Source organism: Curtobacterium sp. MCPF17_011 (assembly GCF_003234145.1).
Taxonomy (GTDB): Bacteria; Actinomycetota; Actinomycetes; order Actinomycetales; family Microbacteriaceae; genus Curtobacterium.
This window is the reverse complement of the sequence record NZ_QKSK01000004.1, coordinates 92,753-114,519: the sequence shown is the minus strand read 5'-3', so window position 1 is coordinate 114,519 and position 21,767 is coordinate 92,753. Positions and strand designations below refer to the sequence as shown.

The following is a 21,767-nucleotide window of genomic DNA, read 5'->3' as shown; positions in this document are numbered from 1 at the left end:
GAACCGTCGGACTGGCGGTCGGCTGGGATGCCCCCTATCGTTCACCGGAACGATTACAGGAGGGGTCACCCCGAATGCAGACCATCGTCCGATCAGACCGCGGCCGCCCCGAGGCCGCTCACCAGGGGCCCAGCCGACGGACCGTCCTCGCCGGCGCCGCAGGGCTCGCCGGCCTCGGCCTGCTCACGCTCACCGGGTGCAGTTCCGGCGCGGGTGCCACCACCATCCCGGAGCAGGCGGCGACCGGCGTCGCCCGTCGCGGCGGCCGCCTGCGCATCGCGCGGCCTGCCGCTTCGGCTGCCGAGACCCTCGACTCCGCGAGCTCCCTCTCCGCCTACGAGTACCTCGGCGCGCTCTACAACCGCCTGGTCAAGCTCGACGAGTCCGGCCAGACCGTCCCCGACCTGGCCCACGAGTGGTCGGGCAACGCCGACGGCACCGTCTGGACGTTCCACCTGCGCCGCGGGGTCCGGTTCCACGACGGCTCCCGCTTCACCGCGGACGACGCCATCGCGAGCATCCTCCACATCCTCGACGAGACGACCGCGTCACCGCAGGCCGGGGTGCTCGGCGAGGTGATGGACTCGAAGTCCATGCGTGCGGTCGACCCGTACACGCTGCGCTTCGAACTGACGAAACCGAACGCCGAGTTCCCGTCGCTCCTGACGGCGTACCAGTGCTACATCGTGCCGGCGGCGGCCATCGAGACGATCGGTCGCACCGGCATCGGCACGGGACCATTCCAGCTCTCGTCCTTCACACCGGCGGGTGCCGGCAGCATCGAGGCGTTCGACGACCACTTCGCCGGCCGCCCGGCCCTCGACGGCATCGACTTCTTCTCGATCCAGGACACCACCGCGCGGGTGAACGCCCTGCTCGCGGGCCAGATCGACCTGATCTCGCAGACGAACCTCGACTTCGCGACCGCCCGGGTCGTCGCCGCATCCCAGCGTGCCACCGTCGCCCGGGTCGTGAACGCGCAGTGGTACACGATGCCGATGCTCGCGACGAGCGACGAGTTCTCCGACCCGCTGGTGCGACAAGCCATGAAGCTGGCGTACGACCCGAGGAAGATCGTCGACACCGCCGTCCAGGGCACGGGGGCGCCCGGCTGGGACAACCCGGTCCCGCCGCAGCTTGCCGCGTTCCTCGACGAACCGCGCGAGGTCGACCCGGACAAGGCCAGGAGCCTGCTCAAGCGGGCCGGCCACGAGCGGTTCCAGGCTGCCATCCACACGTCGGCCTACGAGTCGGTCTTCACGCCCCTGGCCGTCGCCTACCGCGACCAGGTCAAGGCCGCCGGCATCGACCTGACCGTCAAGAACGCGTCGGCGGACTCCTACTACACGCAGATCTGGATGCAGAAGCCCCTCATGGTGAGCTACTTCTTCACCGGGCGGCCGATCGACCAGCTGCTCAACCAGATCTTCCGCTCCGGCTCGTCGTACAACGAGAGCGCGTGGTCGAACCCGACGTTCGACGCCCTGCTCGACGACGCCCGTGCCGAGATGGACGACGCCAAGCGGCTGACGCTCTACCAGGACGCGCAGCGGCTCGTCGTCCGGGACGGGGCGGACATGACCCCGATGTTCGGCGACCGCCTGGTCGGGCTGTCCCGGGACGTCGTCAACTACGCGGAGTTCGGCTTCGAGTTCGACTACCTGAAGATCGGACTGGCCCGATGAACGTCCTCCTCCCCGTGCTCCGGCGTATCGGCATCGCCCTGCTGACGGTGGTCCTGGCGTCCCTGTTCGTGTTCCTCGCCGTGCAGGCCCTGCCCGGCGACGTGGCCCAGCAGCTCCTCGGGCAGAACGCCACCCCTGAGGCCGTCAAGCAGCTCCGCCAGACGCTCGGGCTCGACCAGAACGTGTGGCTCCGCTACGGCCAGTGGCTCGTCGGTGCGGTGCACGGTGACTTCGGCACCTCCCTCGTCGGCGGGGAGCCCGTCGGACCGACGCTCTTCACCGCGTTCCGCAACAGCATGCTCATCGCCGTGCCCGCGATGCTCGTCGGCGTGACGGTCTCGCTCACGCTCGGGGTCCTCGCCGGCGTGCGCCGCGGGCGTCCGACCGACCGGGTCGTCTCGATCGTCAGCCTGGTCGTGATGAGCGTCCCCGAGTTCATGGTCGCGACGGTGCTCGTGCTGTTGTTCGCGATCGGCATCCCGCTGTTCCCGGCCGTGGTCCTGCGCGGCAGCGACGCCACCGTGGGGGAGCTGCTGCCGACGATCTGGCTGCCGATCATCGTGCTCACCCTGGCGATGGCGGCCTACATCGTGCGCACCGCCCGGTCCTCGACCATCGACGTGATGGCGTCCGAGTTCGTGACGACCGCTGAGCTCAAGGGCCTGACCATGCGCCGGGTGGTGTGGAAGCACGCCGTGCCGAGCGCGCTGCTCCCGACGCTCACCGTCGTCGCGCTCAACGTCGCGTGGCTGCTCGGCGGCGTGGTGGTCGTGGAGAACGTCTTCAACTACCCGGGGATGGGCAAGCTCATGCTCGAGTCCGTCTTCAACCGGGACCTGCCGACGATCGAGGCGATCGCGCTCCTCAGCGCCGTGGTCTACGTCGTCTGCAACCTCGCCGCGGACCTGGTGGCGCTCGCGCTCGACCCACGGCTGCGCACCCGGCAGCGCCGGACCCGCGTCCGACCACCGGCACGACGACGCGCACCCGTCCAGCCGTCGGCAGCCGTCGACGCACCCGAAGGGAAGGTCTCCGCATGACCGCCGTCGCCCCGCGCTCCCGGAGCGTCATCGGCGCCGCCGTCGCGCCGCTCCGCAGTTCGACCGCCCTCGCCGTCGGCCTCGGGCTCATCGCGCTCCACCTCGTGCTCGCCCTCCTCGCCCCCGTGATCGGCGTGCACGACCCCGTCGCCACGGACTCCGCGAACGTGCTCGCCGGCCCCGAGTGGACCCACTGGCTCGGCACCGACCAGTACGGCCGGGACATCCTGTCCCGCACGCTGAACGGGGGCCGGTACGCACTGCTCGTGACCTTCCTGGCGACGACCATCGCCGTCGCGGTCGGGACCGTGCTCGGCGCAGTGACCGCGTACGCCGACAACTGGTTCGACGAGGTCGTGATGCGGGTCGTCGACGCGCTGCTGAGCGTGCCGTCGATCCTGGCCCTGCTCGTCGTGGTGACCGTCTTCGACGCCGGACTGTGGGTCATCGTCCTCGCAGTCACCGTCGTGTACGCGCCAGCCGTCACCCGGGTCGTCCGCGGTGCCGCCCGCACCGTGATCACGCAGGACTACGTCACCGCAGCCCGCGCCCGCGGCGAGAAGCCGCTGTCGATCGTGTTCCGCGAGATCCTGCCGAACGTGCTCGACGTCGTGCTCGTCGAGTACGCGATGCGAGCGTCGTGGATCGTGCTCCTGGTGGCGTCGCTGTCCTTCCTCGGGTTCGGGGCGAACCCGCCGACGCCGGACTGGGGCCTCATGGTGCAGGAGAACCGGACCGCAGTGACCGTCGTGCCGCTCGGCACGCTTGTACCCATCGTGGCGCTGGCGACGCTCGTGATCGGCCTGAACCTCGCCGCGGACGGGCTGAGCAAGTCGCTCGGCGTCGACCGTGCAACGCAGGGAGCGACCCGCGCATGAACCCGAGCACCCCGACCACCGGCACCCCTACCACCGGCAACCCGACCGGCACCGCCCCCGCCGTGCGGGTCGAGGACCTCGCGATCTCGTACGCAGCGGGACGCACCGAGGTCCCCGTCGTCCGCGGCGTCTCCTTCACCATCGCAGCCGGCCGGACCCTCGGCCTGGTCGGCGAGTCCGGCAGTGGCAAGTCCACGGTCGCCCGGACCCTCCTCGCACACCTGCGCACCGGGTCCCGCATCGTGCGGGGCTCCGTCGTCGTCGCCGGCCAGGACGTCTTCGCCCTGTCGCCGTCGGCCACCCGGGCGCTCCGCGGCGGGACGGCCTCGGTCGTGGCCCAGAACGCCGGGCAGGCCCTGACGCCGTCGATGCGCGTCGGCGCCCAGATCCGCGAGGCCCTCCGCGCGCACGGCGAGCCGGACTCCCCGGAGCGCCTCGCCGAGCTCGTCCGGCTCGTCCGGCTGCCCGATCCGGACACGATCGTCCGCCGCTACCCCCACCAGCTCTCCGGCGGCCAGCAGCAGCGCGTCGCGATCGCCATGGCCGTCGCCGCCCGCCCCCGCGTGCTCGTGCTCGACGAACCGACGACGGCGCTCGACGTCGTCACGCAGGCGGCCGTCCTGGACCTCGTCGCCGACCTGGGCCGCGAGCTCGGCATGGCCGTCCTGCTCGTCAGCCACGACCTCGGCGTGGTCTCGGCGATGGCCGACGAGATCGCCGTGATGCGCGACGGCGAGGTCGTCGAGCACAGCGACACCGCGGCGCTCTTCGCCGACCCGCACCACGAGTACACACGCGCCCTGTTGGCAGCGGTCCCCGACGGTGGGGCCCGCTCTGGGCCCACGCCGCCGGTTCCGGACCGGCGCGCCAGCGGCGGGTCGACCGAGCCGGTGGGGGGAGGCCCGGATCACCACGACCGCCCGGCCACCGTCCCGGAGACGGTCACCGCCGCGCCTGCGCGCACCGAGCCTCCCGGCCGGCCCGTCGTGACCGCGCGCGACCTGGTCGTCCGGTACGGACGCGGCCTGCCGGCCGCGGTCGACGGGGTGTCCTTCGAGATCGGCGCCCACGAGACGCTCGCCGTCGTCGGCGAGTCGGGCAGCGGCAAGTCCACGCTCGCGACGGCGATGGCGGGTCTGGTGCCGGCCGAGTCGGGCACCTTCACCTACGCCGACGGGACCGCGACCGGTGACCTGCGCCAGCCGGTCGCCGCTCGGTCCCCGGAGCTGCGCCGCGCCGTGCAGCTCGTGTTCCAGAACGCCGACACCTCGCTCAACCCCCGACGCACGGTCGGTGCCGCGATCGCCCGGCCGCTCCGGTTGTTCACCGGGTCGTCCTCGCGCGACCGGGTGGCCGACCTGCTGACCCAGGTCGGGCTCGGCCCGGAGTTCGCGGGCCGCCTGCCGGGGCAGCTCTCGGGCGGCCAGCGGCAGCGTGTCGGCATCGCCAGGGCGCTGGCCGCCGGACCCCGACTCGTGATCGCCGACGAGATCACCACCGCGCTCGACGTGCAGGTCCAGGCCGGCATCCTCGCGCTCCTGGCCGACCTGCAGCGCGAGAACGGCCTGAGCTGCCTGTTCATCAGCCACGACCTCGCCGTGGTCCGCGGCGTCGCCGACCGCGTCGCCGTGATGACCGGCGGCCGGATCGTCGAGATCGGACCGACCGAGCGGGTCTTCACCGGCCCGAACCACCCGTACACGCGGACCCTGCTCGCCGCGACGCTCGAACCCGGTGTCACCGACCTGCCGGACGTCGACGACGGGGTGCAGCACTGGGGGCACGCCGACGGCTGGACCGACCACGGGGACGGGCACCGGATCCGGAACTGGGAGGACGCATGACCGACGGCACGTTCACGGCGATCGGGGTGCCGGTGGGACTGCGCGACGGCGTCGAGGTCCGCGACGAGTGGATCCCGATGCCGGACGGGGTGCGCCTGCACACCCGCATCTGGGCACCTGCCGCCGCTGGCCGGGACGCCCGCGTCCCCGTGCTGCTCGAGTACCTGCCGTACCGGCTCGACGACTGGACGGCGCCGCGGGACTCCGAGCGGCACCCCTGGTTCGCCGCGCACGGGTACGCCTCGGTCCGTGTCGACATCCGCGGGACCGGCTCCTCCGACGGGTTCTTCGACGACGAGTACAGCGAGCAGGAACTCCGTGACGGCGAGGCCGTGATCGCCTGGCTGGCCGCGCAGGAGTGGTCGACCGGGGCCGTCGGCATGTTCGGCATCTCGTGGGGCGGGTTCAACGCGCTGCAGCTCGCGGCCCGTGCCCCGGCGGCCCTCAAGGCGATCGTCACGGTGTGCTCGACGGACGACCGGTACGACAACGACGTGCACTACGTCGGCGGGGCCGTGCTCGGCATCGACATGGCCGCGTGGGGTGCGACGATGTTCGCGTTCAACTCCCGGCCGCCGCGGCCCGAGGTGGTCGGCGGGTCCTGGGTGGAGCAGTGGCGGCAGCGCCTGGCGTCGAACCGACCGATGACCCCGGTGTGGCTGGCCCACCAGGAGCGTGACGACTACTGGCGGCACGGCAGCGCGGCCGAGGAGTACGGCTCGATCAGCGCCGCGGTGCTCGCCGTCGGCGGCTGGGCAGACCCGTACCGGGACGCCGTGCTCCGGCTGGTGGAGCACGTCGACGCCCCCGTGAAGGGCATCGTCGGGCCGTGGTCGCACCAGTACCCGGACCGCGGGCTCGCACCCGGGCCGTCGATCGGGTTCCTGCAGGAGTCGCTCCGGTGGTGGGACCGGTGGCTGCGCGGGGTCGACACCGGCGTCGAGCGCGAGCCGGCCCTCCGCGCGTGGATCAACGACCCCGAGCCGCCGGCGACGTACTACGCCGCGCGGACCGGGCGCTGGGTCGGCGCGACGTCGTGGCCCTCCCCGGACACCGACCCGCGCGTGCTGCCGCTCGACCGGTTCCGCGGCGGAGCCGACGGCGTCGTCGTCGTCGCCTCCCCACAGGAGACCGGGGTCGACGCCGGGCGGTTCTTCCCCTTCGGCAACGCGACGGACCTGCCGCCGGACCAGCGTGCCGAGGACGGACGTTCGGTGTGCTTCGACCTGCCCGTCGAGGAGTCGTTCGACCTGCTCGGCAACGTCCTGGTCGACCTGTCCGTCGTCAGCGACCAGGCGCGCGCGACGGTCACCGTCCGGCTCTGCGACGTCGCACCGGACGGCAGTTCGACCCTCGTCACCCGCGGGGTGCTCAACGCGGCGCGGCGGGACGGCATGGACCGGTCCGATCCGCTCATCCCGGGCACGCCGGCGACGCTGCCGGTCCGGCTCGTGTCCACCGGCCACCGGTTCGTCGCCGGACACCGCCTGCGGCTCGCCGTGTCGACCTCCTACTGGCCGTGGGTGTGGCCGCACGGCACGACGGCGACGGTGGTCCTCGACCCCGCCGCGAGCACGGTCACGCTGCCGGTCTGGACCCGCAGTGACGATGACGGGGTCGGCTTCGAGGCACCCCAGCGCTCCACGCCGCTCGCGATCGCCCGGGTCGCACCGTCGGAGCCGCTCCCGCAGCGGACCGTCACGCACGACGTCGAGACCGGGGAGTGGGCGCTCGACGTCGACCCCGGGTACGGCGGTGGACGCGTCTACCCGGACGGTCTCGTGTTCCGCGAGGACGCGCGGGAGACCTACCGCATCCGGACCGACGACCCGACCTCGGCCAGCGCCCGGTCCCGCTGGTCGATCGGCCTCGAGCAGGCGTCGTGGGCCGCCCGGCTCGAGACGACCTCGAGCGTCACGGCGTCGGCCGACGCGTTCCACGTCGTGAACACCGTCCGCGCCTGGGCCCGCGACGGCGACCGGGACGCACCTGAGGAGCTCGTTGCCGAACACACCTTCCGCGACGACGTGCCGAGGACGTCCGCGTGAGCGGAGGCGGTACGACGAAGCCCCGGCAGCGTCCGGAGGTGCGGCGGGCGATGATCGTCGCGGCCGCGCGGACCGTCATCGTCCGGAAGGGCCTGGGCGCGACCGGTCTCCGGGACATCGCTGCCGAGGCCGACGTGTCGGTCGGGACGGTGACCTACCACTTCGGCAGCGTCGCGGAGATCCTCAACGAGGTCGTCGTGCTCGAGACGGAGCGGTTCTACGGTGCGATCGTCGCGGCTGCCGACGCCGAGGCGGACGTGGTCACGGCCCTCCGGATGCTCGTCGCGCCGCTGTTCGACGACAGCGAGGAGGTCCGGCAGCACTGGCGGATCTGGTCGGACTACTGGACGGCGGTGGCACGCCGACCCGAGGTCGCCGAGGAGTACGCCCAGCGCATCCGCGTCTGGGAGTCGTGTCTCGTGCGCATCATCCGCCGCGGGCTGGCGGACGGCACGTTCCGCTCCGGCACCACCGGACCCGGGGCTGAGCCCATCGACGCGTCGGTCGTCGCCCTGAAGCTCGCCGCCTACAGCGACGGCGTCGCCACACAGCTCGCGCAGAACGCGCCGGGACTCACGAACGCGGTGGCACTGCAGTGGATGTGGCAGTTCCTGATGGCGGAGCTCGGCGTGGCGGTCCGGAGGTTGCTCGACGGCGACACGGCGGCGGACCCCGCCTGACCGGAAGGGACGCCGTCGGGGCCGCGCAGACGCCGTCAGGGTCGTTGCTGGACCTGCTCGTGCGGGAACTCGTCGGCGAACACGACGTCGGGAGCGTCGACAGAGCGGTCCGTCACCGTCGTCGGCGCCTCGAGGTGCACGGCCCCGGACGGCACGATGCCGGCGCCGCCGAAGCGCTCCATCACCCGCCATTGCGCGACCACGTCCTCGCCCGCGTGCCCGATCGGCAGGGTCTCCCAGAACCCGAAGCCGCCGACCGCCTCGAGCGCTGCCCGGTCGTACAGCGCACAGGCGCCGACCCACGCGACCCGGTAGGGCAGCCAGCCGCCCGGCTCGACGTCGAGCTCGGCAGCGACGTGGGCCAGGTTCGCGGCGTTGTGCAGGGACCAGCGGTCGAAGCCGGGCGTCCCGCGACGCACCACCTCGGGAACGACGGGGCCGTCCCAGACCGCGAACGGAGCTGTCTCGTGCGGGCGGCGGTCCTCGAGGTACGACAGGCCCTGGACGGCGCTCCCGACGAAGCCGGTGCCGAGCGAGCGCAGGGCGTCGAGCATCCGGTGCACGGACCCGGGTTCCAGCCAGACGTCGTCGTCGAGGAACAGGACGGCGTCCGCGGTGGCGTTGGCGAGCAGGAAGTGCCGGTGCTCAGCGAGGCCGCGCCGCTCCGGGTGGGTGAGCAGCGTGACGGGCCGGCCCTGGGCCTCCAGGACGCGGAGCATCGCGGCGACCGCCGGCTGTGCGACGGCGTCGCCCGTCGCGGACTGGTCGCTGAGCACGAGGCGGAAGGCGACGTCGGTCTGAGCGGCCAGGCCGGCCAGGGTCACGGCGAGTTCGGCGGTGCGCCCGACCGTCGGGACGAGGACGTCGACGTCGACGGGGGCGCTCTCCACCGCCGGGTCCGCGGTCGGTCGACCCCACTCGCCGGACCACCGTGCGCCGCGCGTCATGCGTCCCCCGACACGGCGGTCGGGTCTCCCGTCGGCGCTCCGGCGCCGGTGCCGGTGCCGGCCGCGGTCTCGCGGATCCGGCGGACGACCGCGCTCGTGGAGTGCTCGGCGACGTAGTCGACCATGACGACCTCGCCACCGTGCGCGCGGACCACCTCGGTCTCGCTGAGCATCTCGGGGGAGTAGTCACCGCCCTTGACGTAGACGTCGGGGCGGATCCGCTCGATGAGCGGGATCGGGGTGTCGGTCGCGAACACCGTCACCAGGTCGACGCAGGCCAGGGCGGCGAGCACACCGGCGCGGTCCTCGGCCGTGTTGATCGGACGCTCCGGTCCCTTGAGGCGCCGGACCGAGTCGTCGTCGTTCAGCGCCACCACGAGCAGGTCGCCGAGCTCGCTCGCCTGCCGCAGGTACGTCGTGTGCCCACGGTGGACGACGTCGAAGCACCCGTTCGTGAAGACGATGCGACGACCGGCGCGCCGGGCCTCCTCGACCGCGTCGGCGAGCTGGTCGTGGTCGACGACGGTCTCGGCGGGAGCCGACACCGACGCCACCAGGGCCTCGGCGGTGCACACGGAGGTGCCGGCTTCGCGCACGACCACGTCGGCTGCTGCCTGAGCGAACGAGACGGCCTCGCGCACGGGGGTGCCGACCGCGAGGGCGACCGAGGCCGCGGCGCAGAACGTGTCGCCGGCACCGGAGGCCTGCTGCTCGGAAGCCGGGGTCGCGCGGGTGCGGTGCACGTCGGTGGCCGGGGCCGTGGTGTCCTCGAGCAGGACCGTGCCGTTGCGGTCCAGCGTCACGACGGCGTTCCGCGCACCGGTGACCGTGAGGACCTCTTCCCGAGCGGCGACGACGGTCTCGGCACGTCCGGCACCCTGGCCGAGGTCGCGGCCGAGCAGTGCGGCGGCCTCGCCGGCGTTCGGCGTGACGAGGTCCGGCTGCAGGGCACGCCAGCGCCCGAGGTCGTGCGCGTCGACGACCACGGTGGTCGGTCGGTCCCGCTCGAGGACGGGGACGATCGCGGCGGCGTCGACGCCGAGGTCGTAGTCGCAGACCACGACGGCGTCCGCGGCGGCGGCTCCGTCGACTCCGGCGATGGTGTCGGGGGTGCCCGGGATGCGTCCCTGCACCGCCGCTGCCGTCGCCTCGGCGAGCAGGGCCGTGTCCGCCGCACTCGGCGGCCCGGCCAGGTCGTCGACCCGGACGACCACACGGTCCCCACCGACGATCCGGTCCTTGCTCGTCGTCGTCGCGCCCGGTACCGCGACCAGCCAGCGGGTGTCGACGCCGGCGGCCTCCAGGCGGTCCCGCAGGACCCGGCCGGTCTCGTCGTCGCCGATCAGGGCGACCATCCGGACGTCGGCACCCAGGGCCCGGGCGTTGACCGCGGTGTTCGCCGCGCCTCCCGGGACGGCGATCGTCTCGGTGACGCGGACCACGGGGGCCGGGGCTTCGCGGGAGACCCGCTCGGCTGCGCCGACCGTCCAGCGGTCCAGGATGACGTCCCCGACGACCACGACGACCGGCTGGCGCGCCGCGATCGTGTCGACGACGCGGCGGACCATGCGGACGTCGGCGGTCATCGGACGTCCTCGGCCGTCGCGGTGTCGGTGCCGTGGCTGCCGGCGGTGGACGGGTCGACGGCCGTGCCGGTGCCGGTGCCGGTGCTCGCGGCGGCCGAGCTCGTCGTGCGTCGCGGGGCGGCCTCGAGGTGCACGACCGTGGTCGTCGTCATCTCGTCGAGCAGGTGCGGGCCGTAGCCGAAACCGGAGCCCGACGCGCCGCGCGGCTCCGCGCTGCCGCCGGGTGCGCCGCCGAACACGGCGTTGACCTTCACAGTGCCGACCGGCAGTTCGGCCGCGGCCTGCAGCGCGGTCGCGGTGTCGGCGGTCAGGACGGTCGCGGCCAGGCCGTAGCGGTCCTCCGCGACGAGGCGCAGCCCCTCGGCCATGTCCTCGACGACGCGGATCGGGGCGATCGGGCCGAACGTCTCCTCGGTGAGGACGAGCATGTCGTCGGTGCAGCCGGTGAGCACCGTCGCCGGGTAGAAGGTGCCCGTGCCCGCGGGGACCGCCCCGCCGGTCAGGACCTGCGCGCCGGCGGCGACGGCCTGGTCGACGTGCTGCTGGACGGTCGCACGGAGGCGCACGTCCACCAGGGGGCCGAAGTCCGCCGCCGCGGCCGCGGTCTTGCGCTCGGCAGCACGTACCAGGGCAGCGGTGAACTCCTCGGCGATGTCGCGGTGCACGTAGACGCGCTCGACGCTCGTGCAGATCTGCCCGGTGTTCGCGAAGGCCCCGAGGGCGACCTGGTCGGCTGCCCAGACGGGGTCGACGTCGGCGTCCACGACGGCGGCGTCGTTGCCGCCGTTCTCGCGGATGACGTGCGCGCGGGTGCGGAGCGCGGCCTCGGCCAGACGGTCGCCTGTCGCCGTCGAACCGACGTGGGCGTAGACGGCGATGCCGTCCTCGGCCAGGAGCTGCTCACCGGTCGTGGCGTCACCGTCGACGCCGACGAGCACGCCGTCGGGAAGCTCGGCGGCGAGCAGGCGGTTGAGCAGTGAAATGGTGCCCGGGCTCCGCTCGCTGCCCTTGTGGACGACGGTGTTGCCGGCGGCGATCGCGGCGCCGAGGATCCCGCACGCGACGGCCACCGGGTCGTTCCACGGGGTCAGGGCGAGGACGACGCCCCGGGGGTGCGGGACGGCGAAGTCGGCGGCACCGTGGTTGCCGCGCAGGGCTTCGCCGCGGTGCAGGGGGCCGAGCTCGGCGTACTGGATGAGCGTGTTGATGCCGGCCTCGACTCCGCCGAGGGCGTCGCCCGGGACCTTGCCGGTCTCGCGGGTGTTCATCGCGGCGAGCTCGTCGGCGTGGTCACGGAGCCGTTCGGCCGCTGCCCGGAGGAGCGCCCCACGCTCACCGGGAGCCGTCCGGGCCCATCCGGTCGCCGCTGCCCGCGCACGCGCGACCGCGTCCCGCACCTCGTCCGCCGTGCTCCGGCGGGTCTCCGAGGCCACCTCGCCGGTCACGGGATCGAGCACCGTGATCGTGTCCGCGGACGAGTCGTCCGATGACGGAGCGGTGGTGGTGGGGGCATCGAGCGTCATGTGCGTCCTTCTCGTGGTGGTCCGGTCACGTACACCGGGGCTCCCCACGGTGCACTCCTCCTGCTGGACGCGCCCACGGGTCGCGCCGTCATGTCCACGGGACGCAGCTGGTCCGCGGTCTCGGCACCTGCACCGGCTCCGGTCGGTAGGAACGAAGGGACGCGCGACGGGACACCGGGCAGCGTCGGACGACGAGGAGGACGACAGGCGTGGTGCAGATCGGACGTGGCGGCGACCGCTTCGAGGGGGTCCGCGAGATCGCGGTGCTCCGGGGCGGGGGACTCGGCGACCTCATGTTCGCCATGCCGGCGATCGAGGCCCTGGCCGCCGCGTACCCGGAGGCGCGGATCACCCTGCTCGGCACCCCGATGGCCCGGGTGCTGCTCGCCGGCCGTTCCGACGTCGTGCACGCCGTCGAGGAGTTGCCCGTGTCGCCGGGCGTCCGGGACGGCGGCGACGGTGCCCCGGACCCGGAGGACTTCTTCGCCCGCCTGCACGGCCGGTTCGACTTGGCGGTGCAGCTGCACGGCGGTGGCCGGAACTCGAACCCGTTCCTGCTCCGCCTGGGTGCTGCGCACTCGATCGGCACCGCCACCGAGGACGCCACCCCCACGGAGCGCTGGGTCCGCTACGTCTACTACCAGCACGAGGTGCTCCGCGCGCTCGAGGTCGTCGGGCTCGCCGGTGCCGAACCCGTCACGCTCGACCCGCGCCTCTCCGTGACGGACGACGAGCGGGCCGCGGTCCGGCAGCGCCTCGGCGTCACCGGCCGACTCGTCGCGATGCACCCCGGTGCCACCGACCCCCGCCGGCGCTGGAGCCCGGAGCGGTTCGCTGCCGTCGCGGTCGCCCGACTCGAGGCCGGCGACGACGTCGTCCTCGTCGGGGACGACTCGGACCGGCCGGCCGCGACCGCCATCCGGGCGTCGGTGTCCGAGGCGGTCGGGCCCGAGGCTGCCGCCCGCCTGCACGACCTCACCGGCACCCTGCCGCTGCCGGAACTGCCCGCCGTGCTCGGTGCCGCCGACGTCATGGTCGGCGACGACTCCGGTCCGCGGCACCTCGCCGTCGCGGTCGGCACCCCGACCGTCGGCGTCTTTTGGTTCGGCAACGTCATCAACGCCGGGCCGCTCGACCGCGGACGGCACCGGGTCCTGATGAGCTTCGTCACCCGGTGCCCGGTGTGCGACGTCGACGTCACGCAGGTGGGGTGGAGCGCCGAGCGGTGCGAGCACGACCCGTCGTTCGTCGACGAGATCACCCCGGACCGGGTCCTGGCGGACGTCGAGGACCTGCTCACCACCAACTGACGGCGGTGGGCCGGTCCGTCGGGGCCGGTGTGGGCCTCCCGAGGTCGCACGACGTGCCGCGCGCCCCTCGCCGAGGGTGCACGATCGGCTGCCGGTAGGCCGTCCGGGCAGCAGCTCGTGCGACCTCGGCGGCGGGCTGGCGGGCGGCGGCACGGCGCGACCGCAGACGGACGGGAGGCCCGGTACCAGCTGGTACCGGGCCTCCCGTCCGTCAGGCGCATGCGCCGGTCGTGTGCACGGCTCAGGGCCAGCTGGGCTCAGTCGCCGGCATGATCGACAGCTCGCGGATCTCGCACCCGGCCGGCTGCGAGAGGGCGAAGATGATCGAGTTCGCGACGTACTCCGGTTCGATGAGCTGTGCGTCCGGACCCGGCTTGTACTGCTCGGTCCGGTCCGCGAAGAAGTTGGTGCGCATGCCGGCGGGGATCACGTTGGTGACGCCGACGCGGCCGGCGGTCTCCGCGGCGAGGGCCTGCGAGAACCCGCGGACGCCGAACTTCGACGCCGAGTAGGCGGTGCCGTGGCCGACGCCGCGCAGGGCGAGCGACGACGAGATAGTGACGACCCGGCCGTGCGTCGCCTCGAGCGCAGGCAGTGCGGCGCGCACGGTCGACGCGGTGCCGATCAGGTTGACGCCGACGATCTTCTCCCAGTTGCCCGACGAGATGGCGTCGATCGGAGCGGGTGTGTCGATCCCCGCCGCGGTCACGACGGCGTCCAGGCCACCGTGGCGCTCGACCGCTTCGGTGACAGCACGTTCGACGGCGTCGGTGTCCGAGACGTCCACGGCGACGGCGTCGACGCCCTCGGGGACGGCGTCGATGCGCAGGTCGAGGACGATCGGGGTGCCGCCGGCCTCGGTGACGGCGGCCACGACGGCTGCGCCGAGTCCGGAGGCGCCGCCCGTGACGAGGACGCGGCCGATGGGGGTGGTGGGGACGGGCATGGATGTCCTTTGCTGTGGTGGGGCAGATGGAGAGCGGTGGGGCTCAGCCGACACGTTCGATCGCGGCGGCGAGCCGGGTGGTGGAGCGGCCTGGGTGGAACGGCACGGTGACGACCCGTCCACCCCACTCGGCGAGGGTCACGGACTCGGGCAGTTCGTCCGCGGTGTAGTCGCCGCCCTTCGCCCAGACGTCCGGGCGGAAGCGACGGAGCGCCTCGTCGGGGGTGGACTCGTCGAACACGACGACGGCGTCGACGCAGTCCAGTGCGAGGAGGAGTTCGACTCGGTCGTCCTGGCCCATGATCGGCCGGTCCGGGCCCTTGAGCCCCCGGACCGAATCGTCCGAGTTCAGGCACACGACCAGGCAGTCGCCGAGTGCCCGCGCTGCCGACAGGGTGCGCGCGTGTCCAGCGTGCAGCAGGTCGAAGCAGCCGCCGGTCGCGACGACGACGCCGCCGGAGGCACGGACCTCGTGGACGACACGCAGTGCGTCCCGGTCCGCACCGGGCACGGCGATCGGTGCCGGTGGCGCGCCCTCGACGAGCGAGGCGACGCCACCGGCGGCGAGGTACGCGGACGCGGCCTCGACCCCGGCCGTGACGGCGTCGGCGATCTCCGCTCCGTCGGCGAGGGCGACGGCGACCCCGGCAGCGAGCCGGTCGCCGGCACCGCAGGGGTCGCCGGCCGTGACGGACGGAGCGGGGACGAACCGGGAGTCGGCGCCGCGGGGCGTGCGGCTGCCGACCAGTGCCCCGCGGTCGCCCATCGTGACGGCGACGGCGCGGACGTCCCAACGGGCGACGAGGTCCGCGGCGGCGTCCGTCGCGAAGGCGACCCCGCTGCCGACGATGCCGGTGAACCGGTGCGCCTCGCTGGCGTTCGGCGTGACGACGGTGGTGCCGGCGACGGGGGTGGCGCCCTTCGGGTGCGGGTCCCAGACGACGGGCGTGTGCCCGACGACCGCAGCGAGCGCGGCACGCATCTCGGCCGCCTCGGTGAGCCCGCGTCCGTAGTCGGCGACGATGACCGCGTCGGCGCCGTCGAGGGCGTCGCGCATGGCGGGCGTCACGGCGGGGACCGGCGGGGTGTCGCAGCCCTCGTCGATCCGGACCAGGGCGTGCTCGCCGACGCGGACCCGGGTCTTCACCGGGGTCGGCGCGCCGGAGGGGCCGTCGACGATGCGGACGCCGGGGAGCAACGACCGGAGCTGGTCCGCGTGGGCGTCGTCACCGAGCACGGTGACCAGCGAGACGTCGTGACCGTCCTTCGCGAGCATGGTCGCGACGAGACCGGCACCACCGGCGCGGCGCTGGTCCGAGCGGACGTCGACGACGGGGACCGGCGCGTCCGGGCTGAGACGATCGCTGGTGCCGCTGACGTCGACGTCGAGCAGCGTGTCGCCGACGACGACGATGCGGAGTCGACGGTCGGTCATCGGGTGCCTCCTCGGCGGAGCGCGGGCTCCATGGCCCGGCAGAGGGCGTGCACGAGGACGAGCTGCGCCTCCTGCACGTTGGCGGACGGGCCGTCGATGGCGATGACGTCGTCCACTGCGCTGGCGAGCGGGTTCGGCAGCGCACCGGTCATCGCGATCGACCGCGCTCCGGCGTCCCGGGCGGCTGCCGCGGCGGCGAGCAGGTTCGGGCTCTTGCCGCTGGTGCTGAGGAGGACGACGACGTCACCGGCGCGGGCGTGTGCGCGGACCTGACGGGCGAAGACCTGCTCGAAGCCGTAGTCGTTCCCGATCGCGGTGACGGCGGAGGTCTCGGCGTGCAGCGAGATCGCCGAGTACGCGGGTCGGTCACCGTCGAAGCGGCCGGTGAGCTCGGAGGTCAGGTGCTGCGCTTCGGCCGCCGAACCGCCGTTGCCCGCGGCGAGCAGGCGACGCCCGGCCACCAGACGGGCGGCGATGTCGTCCGCCCAAGCGGCGATGTGGTCGCTGTGGTCGACGAGGGACGCGATGACGGGCACGGACGCCGCGATGTGCTCGAGCACCGCGCGGGTGCTGGTCGAGGCGTCGCTGGGCGGGGCGTCGACGGTCGGGGTCTCGGTCGTGCCGATCCCGGTCTGCTCGATGGTCATCGGGCGTTCCTCTCGGTGATGGGGAGCGCGGCCTCGGCCAGCGCGTCCTCGGCGGGTCGGACGGCGTCCGGGATGCGGGTGGTGGGTGCGGTGCCGATGCCGCCGACCGGACGGACGGGACGGACCCGACCGCCGGCGACGAGCCGTTCGTAGACGCGCTCGGTGTCGGTGGCGACCTTCTGCCACGTGTACCGGGACTCGGCGCGGCGGCGACCGGCGCGGCCGTAGGCGGCACGGCGCTCGGGGTCGTCGAGCAGGCCGCCGAGGGCTGCGGCGAGGCCGTCCTCGTCACGGGGTTCGACGTGCAGCCCGGTGGCGTCCTCGACGACCGTGTCGATGAGCCCACCGACGCGGGAGGCGACCACCGGCACGCCGCAGGCCATCGCCTCGAGCGGGACGATGCCGAACGGCTCGTACCAGGGCGCGCAGACGACGACGTCGGCGCTGCGGTACACCGAGCCCATCGCCTCCTGGGCGAGCTGCCCGCGGAACGAGACGTGGTCGCGGATGCCGAGGTCGCGGGCCAGCGCGTCGAGGCGCTGGTACTCGGGGTCGTCCGGCAGGTCGGCACCGGCCGTGCCGGCACCGCCGACGATGACGAGTTCGACGTCTCGACCGGCCGCGACGAGCTGGGCGACGGCCGCGATCGTGGTGCCGACGCCCTTCCGCTGCACGAGGCGGGAGGCGGTGAGCACCCGGAAGGTGCGCCCGCGTTCCTCGACGGGGCCGTCCGGTCGGAACAGCTCGACGTCGACGCCACACGGGACGACGGAGATGGACCGCAGCGGCACGCCGAGGCTCTTCAGCTCGAACGCCTCGTCGGAGCACGTGGCGACGACCTGGTCGGCGCTCCGGCCGACGGCGGGCTCGAGCCACTCACGTTCGACGGGGCTGGTGTCCGCGGCACCCTGGTGTCGACGCTTGACGACGCCGAGGGCGTGGAAGGTCTGCACGACGGGGATCCGCGTGCCTCCGGTGCGCACCTGCACCTGGCCCACGGCGTCGATGGTCGCCTGGCCGGACATCCAGAAGTGGCCGTGCACGACGTCGGGCCGGTCGACGAACCACTCCGACGCCAGGACCTGCGCGAACGTGCCCATGTAGGGGAGCAGGTCGTCCTTCGGGACGTGCCGGGCCGGTCCCGCGTCGACGTGGACGACGTCGACGCCCGGTCGGAGCGGCACGCGCACCGGCAGCGACGCGTCGTCGCGCCGCGTGTAGACGGTCACGGTGTGGCCTCGGTCGGCCAGTGCAGCGGAGAGCGCGGCGACGTGGACGTTCTGTCCACCGGCGTCCACCCCGCCGAGGGTCGCGAGCGGACTCGCGTGTTCCGAGACCATGGCGATCTTCATCAGATGCTCCTTCCCTGCGGTGCCGCAGCCCCCGCACCGACGGTCGTGGCTCCGGTCCGGGACCGGTGTCGTGACCGCACGTCGTCCAGCAGCTCGTCCCAGTCCGCCAGGAACCGGGGCAGCGCGTGGCGCGCGAGCACGGCCTCCCGGGCGACGAGGCCGCGTCGGCGAGCCTCGTCCGGGTCGTCGACCAGCGTCCGGGAGACCCGCACCAGCTCCTCGACGTCCGTCCCGATCGCGCCGGCCTCGGCGGGCACGGTCCGTGCGGCGTCGGTGGTGGCGAGGACCAGCACCGGCATCGCCATGTGCATCGACTCGATGAGCGAGAGCCCGAGCGAAGTCCACCGGTTGGCGTGGACGTAGGCCCGGCGACGGGCGAGGGCCGCGTGCATCGGGTCGGGCTTGACGTCGCCCATCCCGACGAGCAGGTCACCGTGGCCGAGGTCGTCGAGCTTCTCGGTGCCCATCCCGAACACGTCGACCGGTGCCACCGCGCCGAAGCGGGGGAGCAGGTCGGTGCCCACGACGCGGTTGCGTCGGACGGGTTCGTTGATGACGGCGCCGAACCGCTCGAGCTCACCGGTGTACAGCGGACCGGGGTCGACGACGCCGTGCTCGACGACGGTGGCGCGGGTCGAGCCGCAGTCCCACATCAGGGCGTTCCAGTGCGTGACGTGCGCGATGGTCACGTCGTCGCGGTCCCGGAACGGGTGCAGGCTGTTCGGCACGTCGACACGCGGGGCGTTGTGCTCCACGAAGACGACGGGCACGTCGCGCCCGCCGAGCAGGTCGCGGGCGACCTCGAGCTCCTCCGGTCGCTGCAGGACGACCAGGTCGACCTCGGCGTCGGCGACGTCCTCGGGCGCGATCTCGACGGCGTTCGTGCCCCAGCTCCGGCCACCGCGACCGAGGCCCCAGCCGTCACGGGCGGGGGTCGTGGGGATGAGGTACTCGTGCGGGCCGCGGACGAAGGCGTCCATCCAGCCGCCGTGCACGTGCCACACGAGGATCCGCATGCACTGCCTTTCGGTCGCTGTCGATCAGGAGGAGGAGGAGCAGAAGGAGAAGCAGTGCCGCACGCTACGCACGGGTCTCTGGTGCTGCTCGCAGGGAGTCGTCGTTCGTCCGCAGAGCGCATCCGACGAGCCGTTCGTGGGCCGCGAGCACGTCGTCGACGGTGACTCGGGCCAGGCACGGGTGTCCCGGGACGGGGCACTCGCGGGCCCGTGAGAGCCGGCAGGGCGCGTCCTGGTCGCCGAGCAGTTCCACGTGTTCGGCGTACGGCGCCCACTTCACGGCCGGCACGACGGGCGAGAACAGCGAGACGATCCGGGCACCGACGGCAGCGGCGAGGTGCGCCGGGCCGGTGTTGCCGACGACGACGACCTCGGCCCCGGCCAGGACCGTGGCGAGCACCGCGGGGGTGGTGCGACCGCCGAGGTCGATGCCGGTGGTGCCGGCCACCTCCGCGGTGAGGTCCTTCTCGCCGGGCGAACCGGTCACCACGACGGGGACACCGAGTCGGTCGTAGGCGGCCACGAGCTCGCGGTGGGCGGAGGGCGGCCAGGAGCGGGCCTCCACACTGGCGCCGGGGTGCACGACGACGTACCGGTCGAGTGCCGCCACCTCGTCGGGCAACACCGCGTCGTCGTCGTGCCGCACCCGGAGCCGACCGTCGTCGCCGTCGGGGAGCACGAAGCCCGCGGCCGCCACGATGCGCAGCGCCCGTTCGGGTTCGGGGACGTCCTCGGGCAGGTCCTCACCGGGCCGCAGTCGGACGTCGAGCAGCGAGCCGGGGTGGTCGACCGAGGCACCGGACACCCGGCGGACCCCGGCGAGCCGCAGGAGCATCGCGAGCGGCAGCGGCGACTGGTGGAAGGACGTCAGGACGACCGCCTCGTCGGGTCGCTCCTCGGCGACGAGCGCGCGGAACTCGGCGAGGACGGCGTCGTCGAGCGGCCGGACGGTCTCGGTGACCCAGGGCGCCGCCCAGACCCGGAGCGAGTCGACGCCGGGCAGCAGTGCGCCGGCGGGGGAGCCCTGCGGACCACACAGCAGCGTGACGTGGTCCGCCCCGGCGGCGACGGCTCGGACGGCGGGGCCGGCGACCAGCACGTCCCCGAACGAGTCGAGCCGCGCGACGAGCACACGGCGACCGCTCGGCCCGCTCACGAGGCCCCTCCCGCGGCCCGTGCGAGCACCAGGGCCACGGCCTCCTCGATCGAGCCGGCGACGGTGGTGGCGGCCTCGACCTCGGCGGGCATGGTGCGGTCGGTCGGCACGAGGATCCCCTGGGCACCCGCAGCCACGGCAGCACCGACGTCGGCACCGATGTCCCCGATCACGACCAGGTCGGCGGCGTCGAGCCCGAGCCGGTCCGCCGCGGCGAGCACCATGCCCGGTCGCGGCTTCCGGCAGGCGCAGTCATCGCCGCGGTCGTGCGGGCAGACCTCCCACACGTCGAAGGGCCCGACGAGTTCGTCGACGCGGGCGTTCGTCGCGTCGACCTGGTCCCGGGTCGCCAGGCCCTTCGCGATCGCGGACTGGTTGGTGACGACACCGACGGCGAGGCCGGCGGCGCGGGCCGCGGCGACCGCGTCGGCCGCACCCGCCACGGGCACGACCCGTTCCGGATCGGCGTTGTAGGGAACGTCCACCACCAGGGTGTCGTCGCGGTCGAAGAGCACGCCGCGGAGCGGACGGTCGGAGAGAGCCACACCCCTTCTCTACCGGCACGGCGGCGCTCGTGCCCAACCGGTGCCGGAACCGTGGCGAGCCGTGGCGCGCGGTGGACAGGGTGCTGCCTCCCGCGGACGGGACGGTCTCGTCCCGGTAGCGTCGGTCCACGTGACCGCCGTACCCACCCTGCCCCCGTCCGACGGCCGCCCCGAGCTCGTCGTGCTCCGGGCGATCAAGCTCGGCGACCTCCTCGTCGCCGTGCCCGCGCTGCACGCCCTCCGCCGGGCCTTCCCGGGGCACCGCATCACCCTCGCCACGACCGCCTGGCTCGCCCCGGTCGTCGAGCTCGTCACCGACGTCGACGTCCACCTCGCCCAGCACGGCCTGGACCACCCGATCCACGTGCCGACCGGCGTCGTCGACGTCGCCGTGAACCTGCACGGTGCCGGACCTGAGTCGGGCGACCTCATCGACGCGCTGCAGGCGCGTCGCGTGATCGGCCACGGCGCCCCCGACGGTCCGGAGTGGCGGCACGACGTCCACGAACGCGCCCGGTGGGCGGGTCTCATGACCGCCCACGGCATGCCCGCCGACCCGGACGACGTGTCGATCGCGGTCCCGGCCGTTCCCGCTGTCGTGCGCGGTGCCGCGGTCGTGCACGTCGGCGCCTTCCACGGCGCCCGACACTGGCCAGTCGACCGGTTCGCCGACGTGGTCCGCGGACTCGTCGCCCGCGGGCACCACGTGGTCCTGACGGGAGGCGCGGACGACGTCGAGCGCGCGCTGGCTGTCGCCGAGCTGGCCGGGCTCGACGACTCGGCGGTCCTCGCCGGACGTCTGGACCTGCAGCCGTTCGCCGCCGTCGTGGCCGCCGCGAGCCTCCTGGTCACCGTCGACACGGGAGCGGCGCACCTGGCCTCCGCCTACGGGATCCCCTCGGTCGTGCTCTTCGGGCCGGCGCCACCCGAGGCCTGGGGGCCACCCTCGTCGGGTCCGCACGTGGTGCTCACCGACGCGTCCGTCCGCCGCGGCGACGTCTTCGCCGAGGACCCGGACCCGGCCATCCTCGCCGTCAGCGCGGACGACGTCCTCGCTGCGGTCGACGGACTGCGCGTGACGCCCGCCGTCACCGCACCCAGCGCCGATCGGTAGCGTCGATCCGACGGC

Annotated in this window: 18 protein-coding genes; 8 read left to right on the top strand and 10 right to left on the bottom strand. The window is 73.8% G+C overall.

All coding sequences use genetic code 11. The annotated features are described in order from the left end of the window. The first annotated feature begins 74 nt into the window (after positions 1–74). Genes DEJ25_RS06560 through DEJ25_RS06535 form a run of 6 tightly spaced genes read left to right on the top strand, consistent with a single transcriptional unit; the run spans position 75 to position 8,175 of the window. Positions 75–1,685, top strand: a complete 1,611-nt coding sequence (locus tag DEJ25_RS06560) for an ABC transporter substrate-binding protein (protein WP_111044168.1) — start codon at positions 75–77, stop codon at positions 1,683–1,685. After that, complete coding sequence (locus tag DEJ25_RS06555) at positions 1,682–2,725, top strand: ABC transporter permease (protein WP_110902345.1); 1,044 nt, start codon at positions 1,682–1,684, stop codon at positions 2,723–2,725. The genes DEJ25_RS06560 and DEJ25_RS06555 overlap by 4 nt, the downstream gene beginning before the upstream one ends. Then, positions 2,722–3,603 (top strand): ABC transporter permease, encoded by an 882-nt coding sequence (locus DEJ25_RS06550; protein WP_111044167.1) that lies wholly within the window; start codon positions 2,722–2,724, stop codon positions 3,601–3,603. The genes DEJ25_RS06555 and DEJ25_RS06550 overlap by 4 nt, the downstream gene beginning before the upstream one ends. Next, the gene (locus DEJ25_RS06545; protein ID WP_111044166.1) at positions 3,600–5,447 is read left to right on the top strand and encodes an ABC transporter ATP-binding protein; all 1,848 of its coding nucleotides are present in this window, start codon (positions 3,600–3,602) and stop codon (positions 5,445–5,447) included. The genes DEJ25_RS06550 and DEJ25_RS06545 overlap by 4 nt, the downstream gene beginning before the upstream one ends. Further along, a complete protein-coding gene (locus DEJ25_RS06540) occupies positions 5,444–7,495 on the top strand; it encodes a CocE/NonD family hydrolase (protein WP_111044165.1) in 2,052 nt (683 codons plus the stop codon). The genes DEJ25_RS06545 and DEJ25_RS06540 overlap by 4 nt, the downstream gene beginning before the upstream one ends. Further along, complete coding sequence (locus tag DEJ25_RS06535; RefSeq protein ID WP_258366437.1) at positions 7,492–8,175, top strand: TetR/AcrR family transcriptional regulator; 684 nt, start codon at positions 7,492–7,494, stop codon at positions 8,173–8,175. The genes DEJ25_RS06540 and DEJ25_RS06535 overlap by 4 nt, the downstream gene beginning before the upstream one ends. Positions 8,176–8,210: 35 nt before the next feature. Here DEJ25_RS06535 and DEJ25_RS06530 read toward each other — a convergent pair whose 3' ends face one another. From DEJ25_RS06530 to DEJ25_RS06520, 3 genes are read right to left on the bottom strand one after another with little or no spacing between them, the layout of a single operon-like run. Next, positions 8,211–9,122: a glycosyltransferase gene (locus DEJ25_RS06530; RefSeq protein ID WP_110902340.1), complete on the bottom strand. Its 912-nt coding sequence runs from the start codon at positions 9,120–9,122 to the stop codon at positions 8,211–8,213. Next, positions 9,119–10,708, bottom strand: a complete 1,590-nt coding sequence (gene rfaE2, locus DEJ25_RS06525; protein WP_111044163.1) for a D-glycero-beta-D-manno-heptose 1-phosphate adenylyltransferase — start codon at positions 10,706–10,708, stop codon at positions 9,119–9,121. The genes DEJ25_RS06530 and rfaE2 overlap by 4 nt, the downstream gene beginning before the upstream one ends. Beyond that, complete coding sequence (locus DEJ25_RS06520) at positions 10,705–12,231, bottom strand: aldehyde dehydrogenase (protein ID WP_111044162.1); 1,527 nt, start codon at positions 12,229–12,231, stop codon at positions 10,705–10,707. The genes rfaE2 and DEJ25_RS06520 overlap by 4 nt, the downstream gene beginning before the upstream one ends. Positions 12,232–12,440: 209 nt before the next feature. On the opposite strand from DEJ25_RS06520, the gene DEJ25_RS06515 reads away from it, so the two are divergent. Then, positions 12,441–13,541, top strand: coding sequence for a glycosyltransferase family 9 protein (locus DEJ25_RS06515; protein WP_111044161.1), 1,101 nt, complete (start codon positions 12,441–12,443; stop codon positions 13,539–13,541). A gap of 241 nt (positions 13,542–13,782) precedes the next feature. Here the strand turns inward: DEJ25_RS06515 and DEJ25_RS06510 are convergent, their stop codons facing one another. The 7 genes from DEJ25_RS06510 to DEJ25_RS06480 all read right to left on the bottom strand — a co-directional run bounded on the left by DEJ25_RS06510 (position 13,783) and on the right by DEJ25_RS06480 (position 20,638). Next, positions 13,783–14,487: an SDR family oxidoreductase gene (locus tag DEJ25_RS06510; protein WP_110902336.1), complete on the bottom strand. Its 705-nt coding sequence runs from the start codon at positions 14,485–14,487 to the stop codon at positions 13,783–13,785. 43 nt (positions 14,488–14,530) lie between these two features. Next, a complete protein-coding gene (locus tag DEJ25_RS06505; RefSeq protein WP_110902335.1) occupies positions 14,531–15,922 on the bottom strand; it encodes a PfkB family carbohydrate kinase in 1,392 nt (463 codons plus the stop codon). Further along, positions 15,919–16,569 carry an SIS domain-containing protein gene (locus tag DEJ25_RS06500; RefSeq protein WP_110902334.1) on the bottom strand — a complete coding sequence of 217 codons (651 nt, stop codon included), beginning with the start codon at positions 16,567–16,569 and terminating at the stop codon, positions 15,919–15,921. Before DEJ25_RS06500 ends, DEJ25_RS06505 begins: the two co-directional genes overlap by 4 nt. Continuing rightward, on the bottom strand, positions 16,566–17,921 hold the full coding sequence (locus DEJ25_RS06495) for a glycosyltransferase (RefSeq protein WP_110902333.1): 1,356 nt from the start codon (positions 17,919–17,921) through the stop codon (positions 16,566–16,568). Before DEJ25_RS06495 ends, DEJ25_RS06500 begins: the two co-directional genes overlap by 4 nt. Then, a complete protein-coding gene (locus DEJ25_RS06490) occupies positions 17,921–18,937 on the bottom strand; it encodes a glycosyltransferase family 1 protein (protein ID WP_258366436.1) in 1,017 nt (338 codons plus the stop codon). Before DEJ25_RS06490 ends, DEJ25_RS06495 begins: the two co-directional genes overlap by 1 nt. Before the next feature lie 64 nt (positions 18,938–19,001). Then, positions 19,002–20,093 (bottom strand): glycosyltransferase family 9 protein, encoded by a 1,092-nt coding sequence (locus DEJ25_RS06485; protein ID WP_110902332.1) that lies wholly within the window; start codon positions 20,091–20,093, stop codon positions 19,002–19,004. Further along, a complete protein-coding gene (locus DEJ25_RS06480) occupies positions 20,090–20,638 on the bottom strand; it encodes an HAD-IIIA family hydrolase (protein ID WP_110902331.1) in 549 nt (182 codons plus the stop codon). The genes DEJ25_RS06485 and DEJ25_RS06480 overlap by 4 nt, the downstream gene beginning before the upstream one ends. Before the next feature lie 130 nt (positions 20,639–20,768). Here DEJ25_RS06480 and DEJ25_RS06475 point away from each other — a divergent pair, with 130 nt between their 5' ends. Next, positions 20,769–21,752 carry a glycosyltransferase family 9 protein gene (locus DEJ25_RS06475; RefSeq protein WP_111044160.1) on the top strand — a complete coding sequence of 328 codons (984 nt, stop codon included), beginning with the start codon at positions 20,769–20,771 and terminating at the stop codon, positions 21,750–21,752. Positions 21,753–21,767 lie beyond the last annotated feature (15 nt).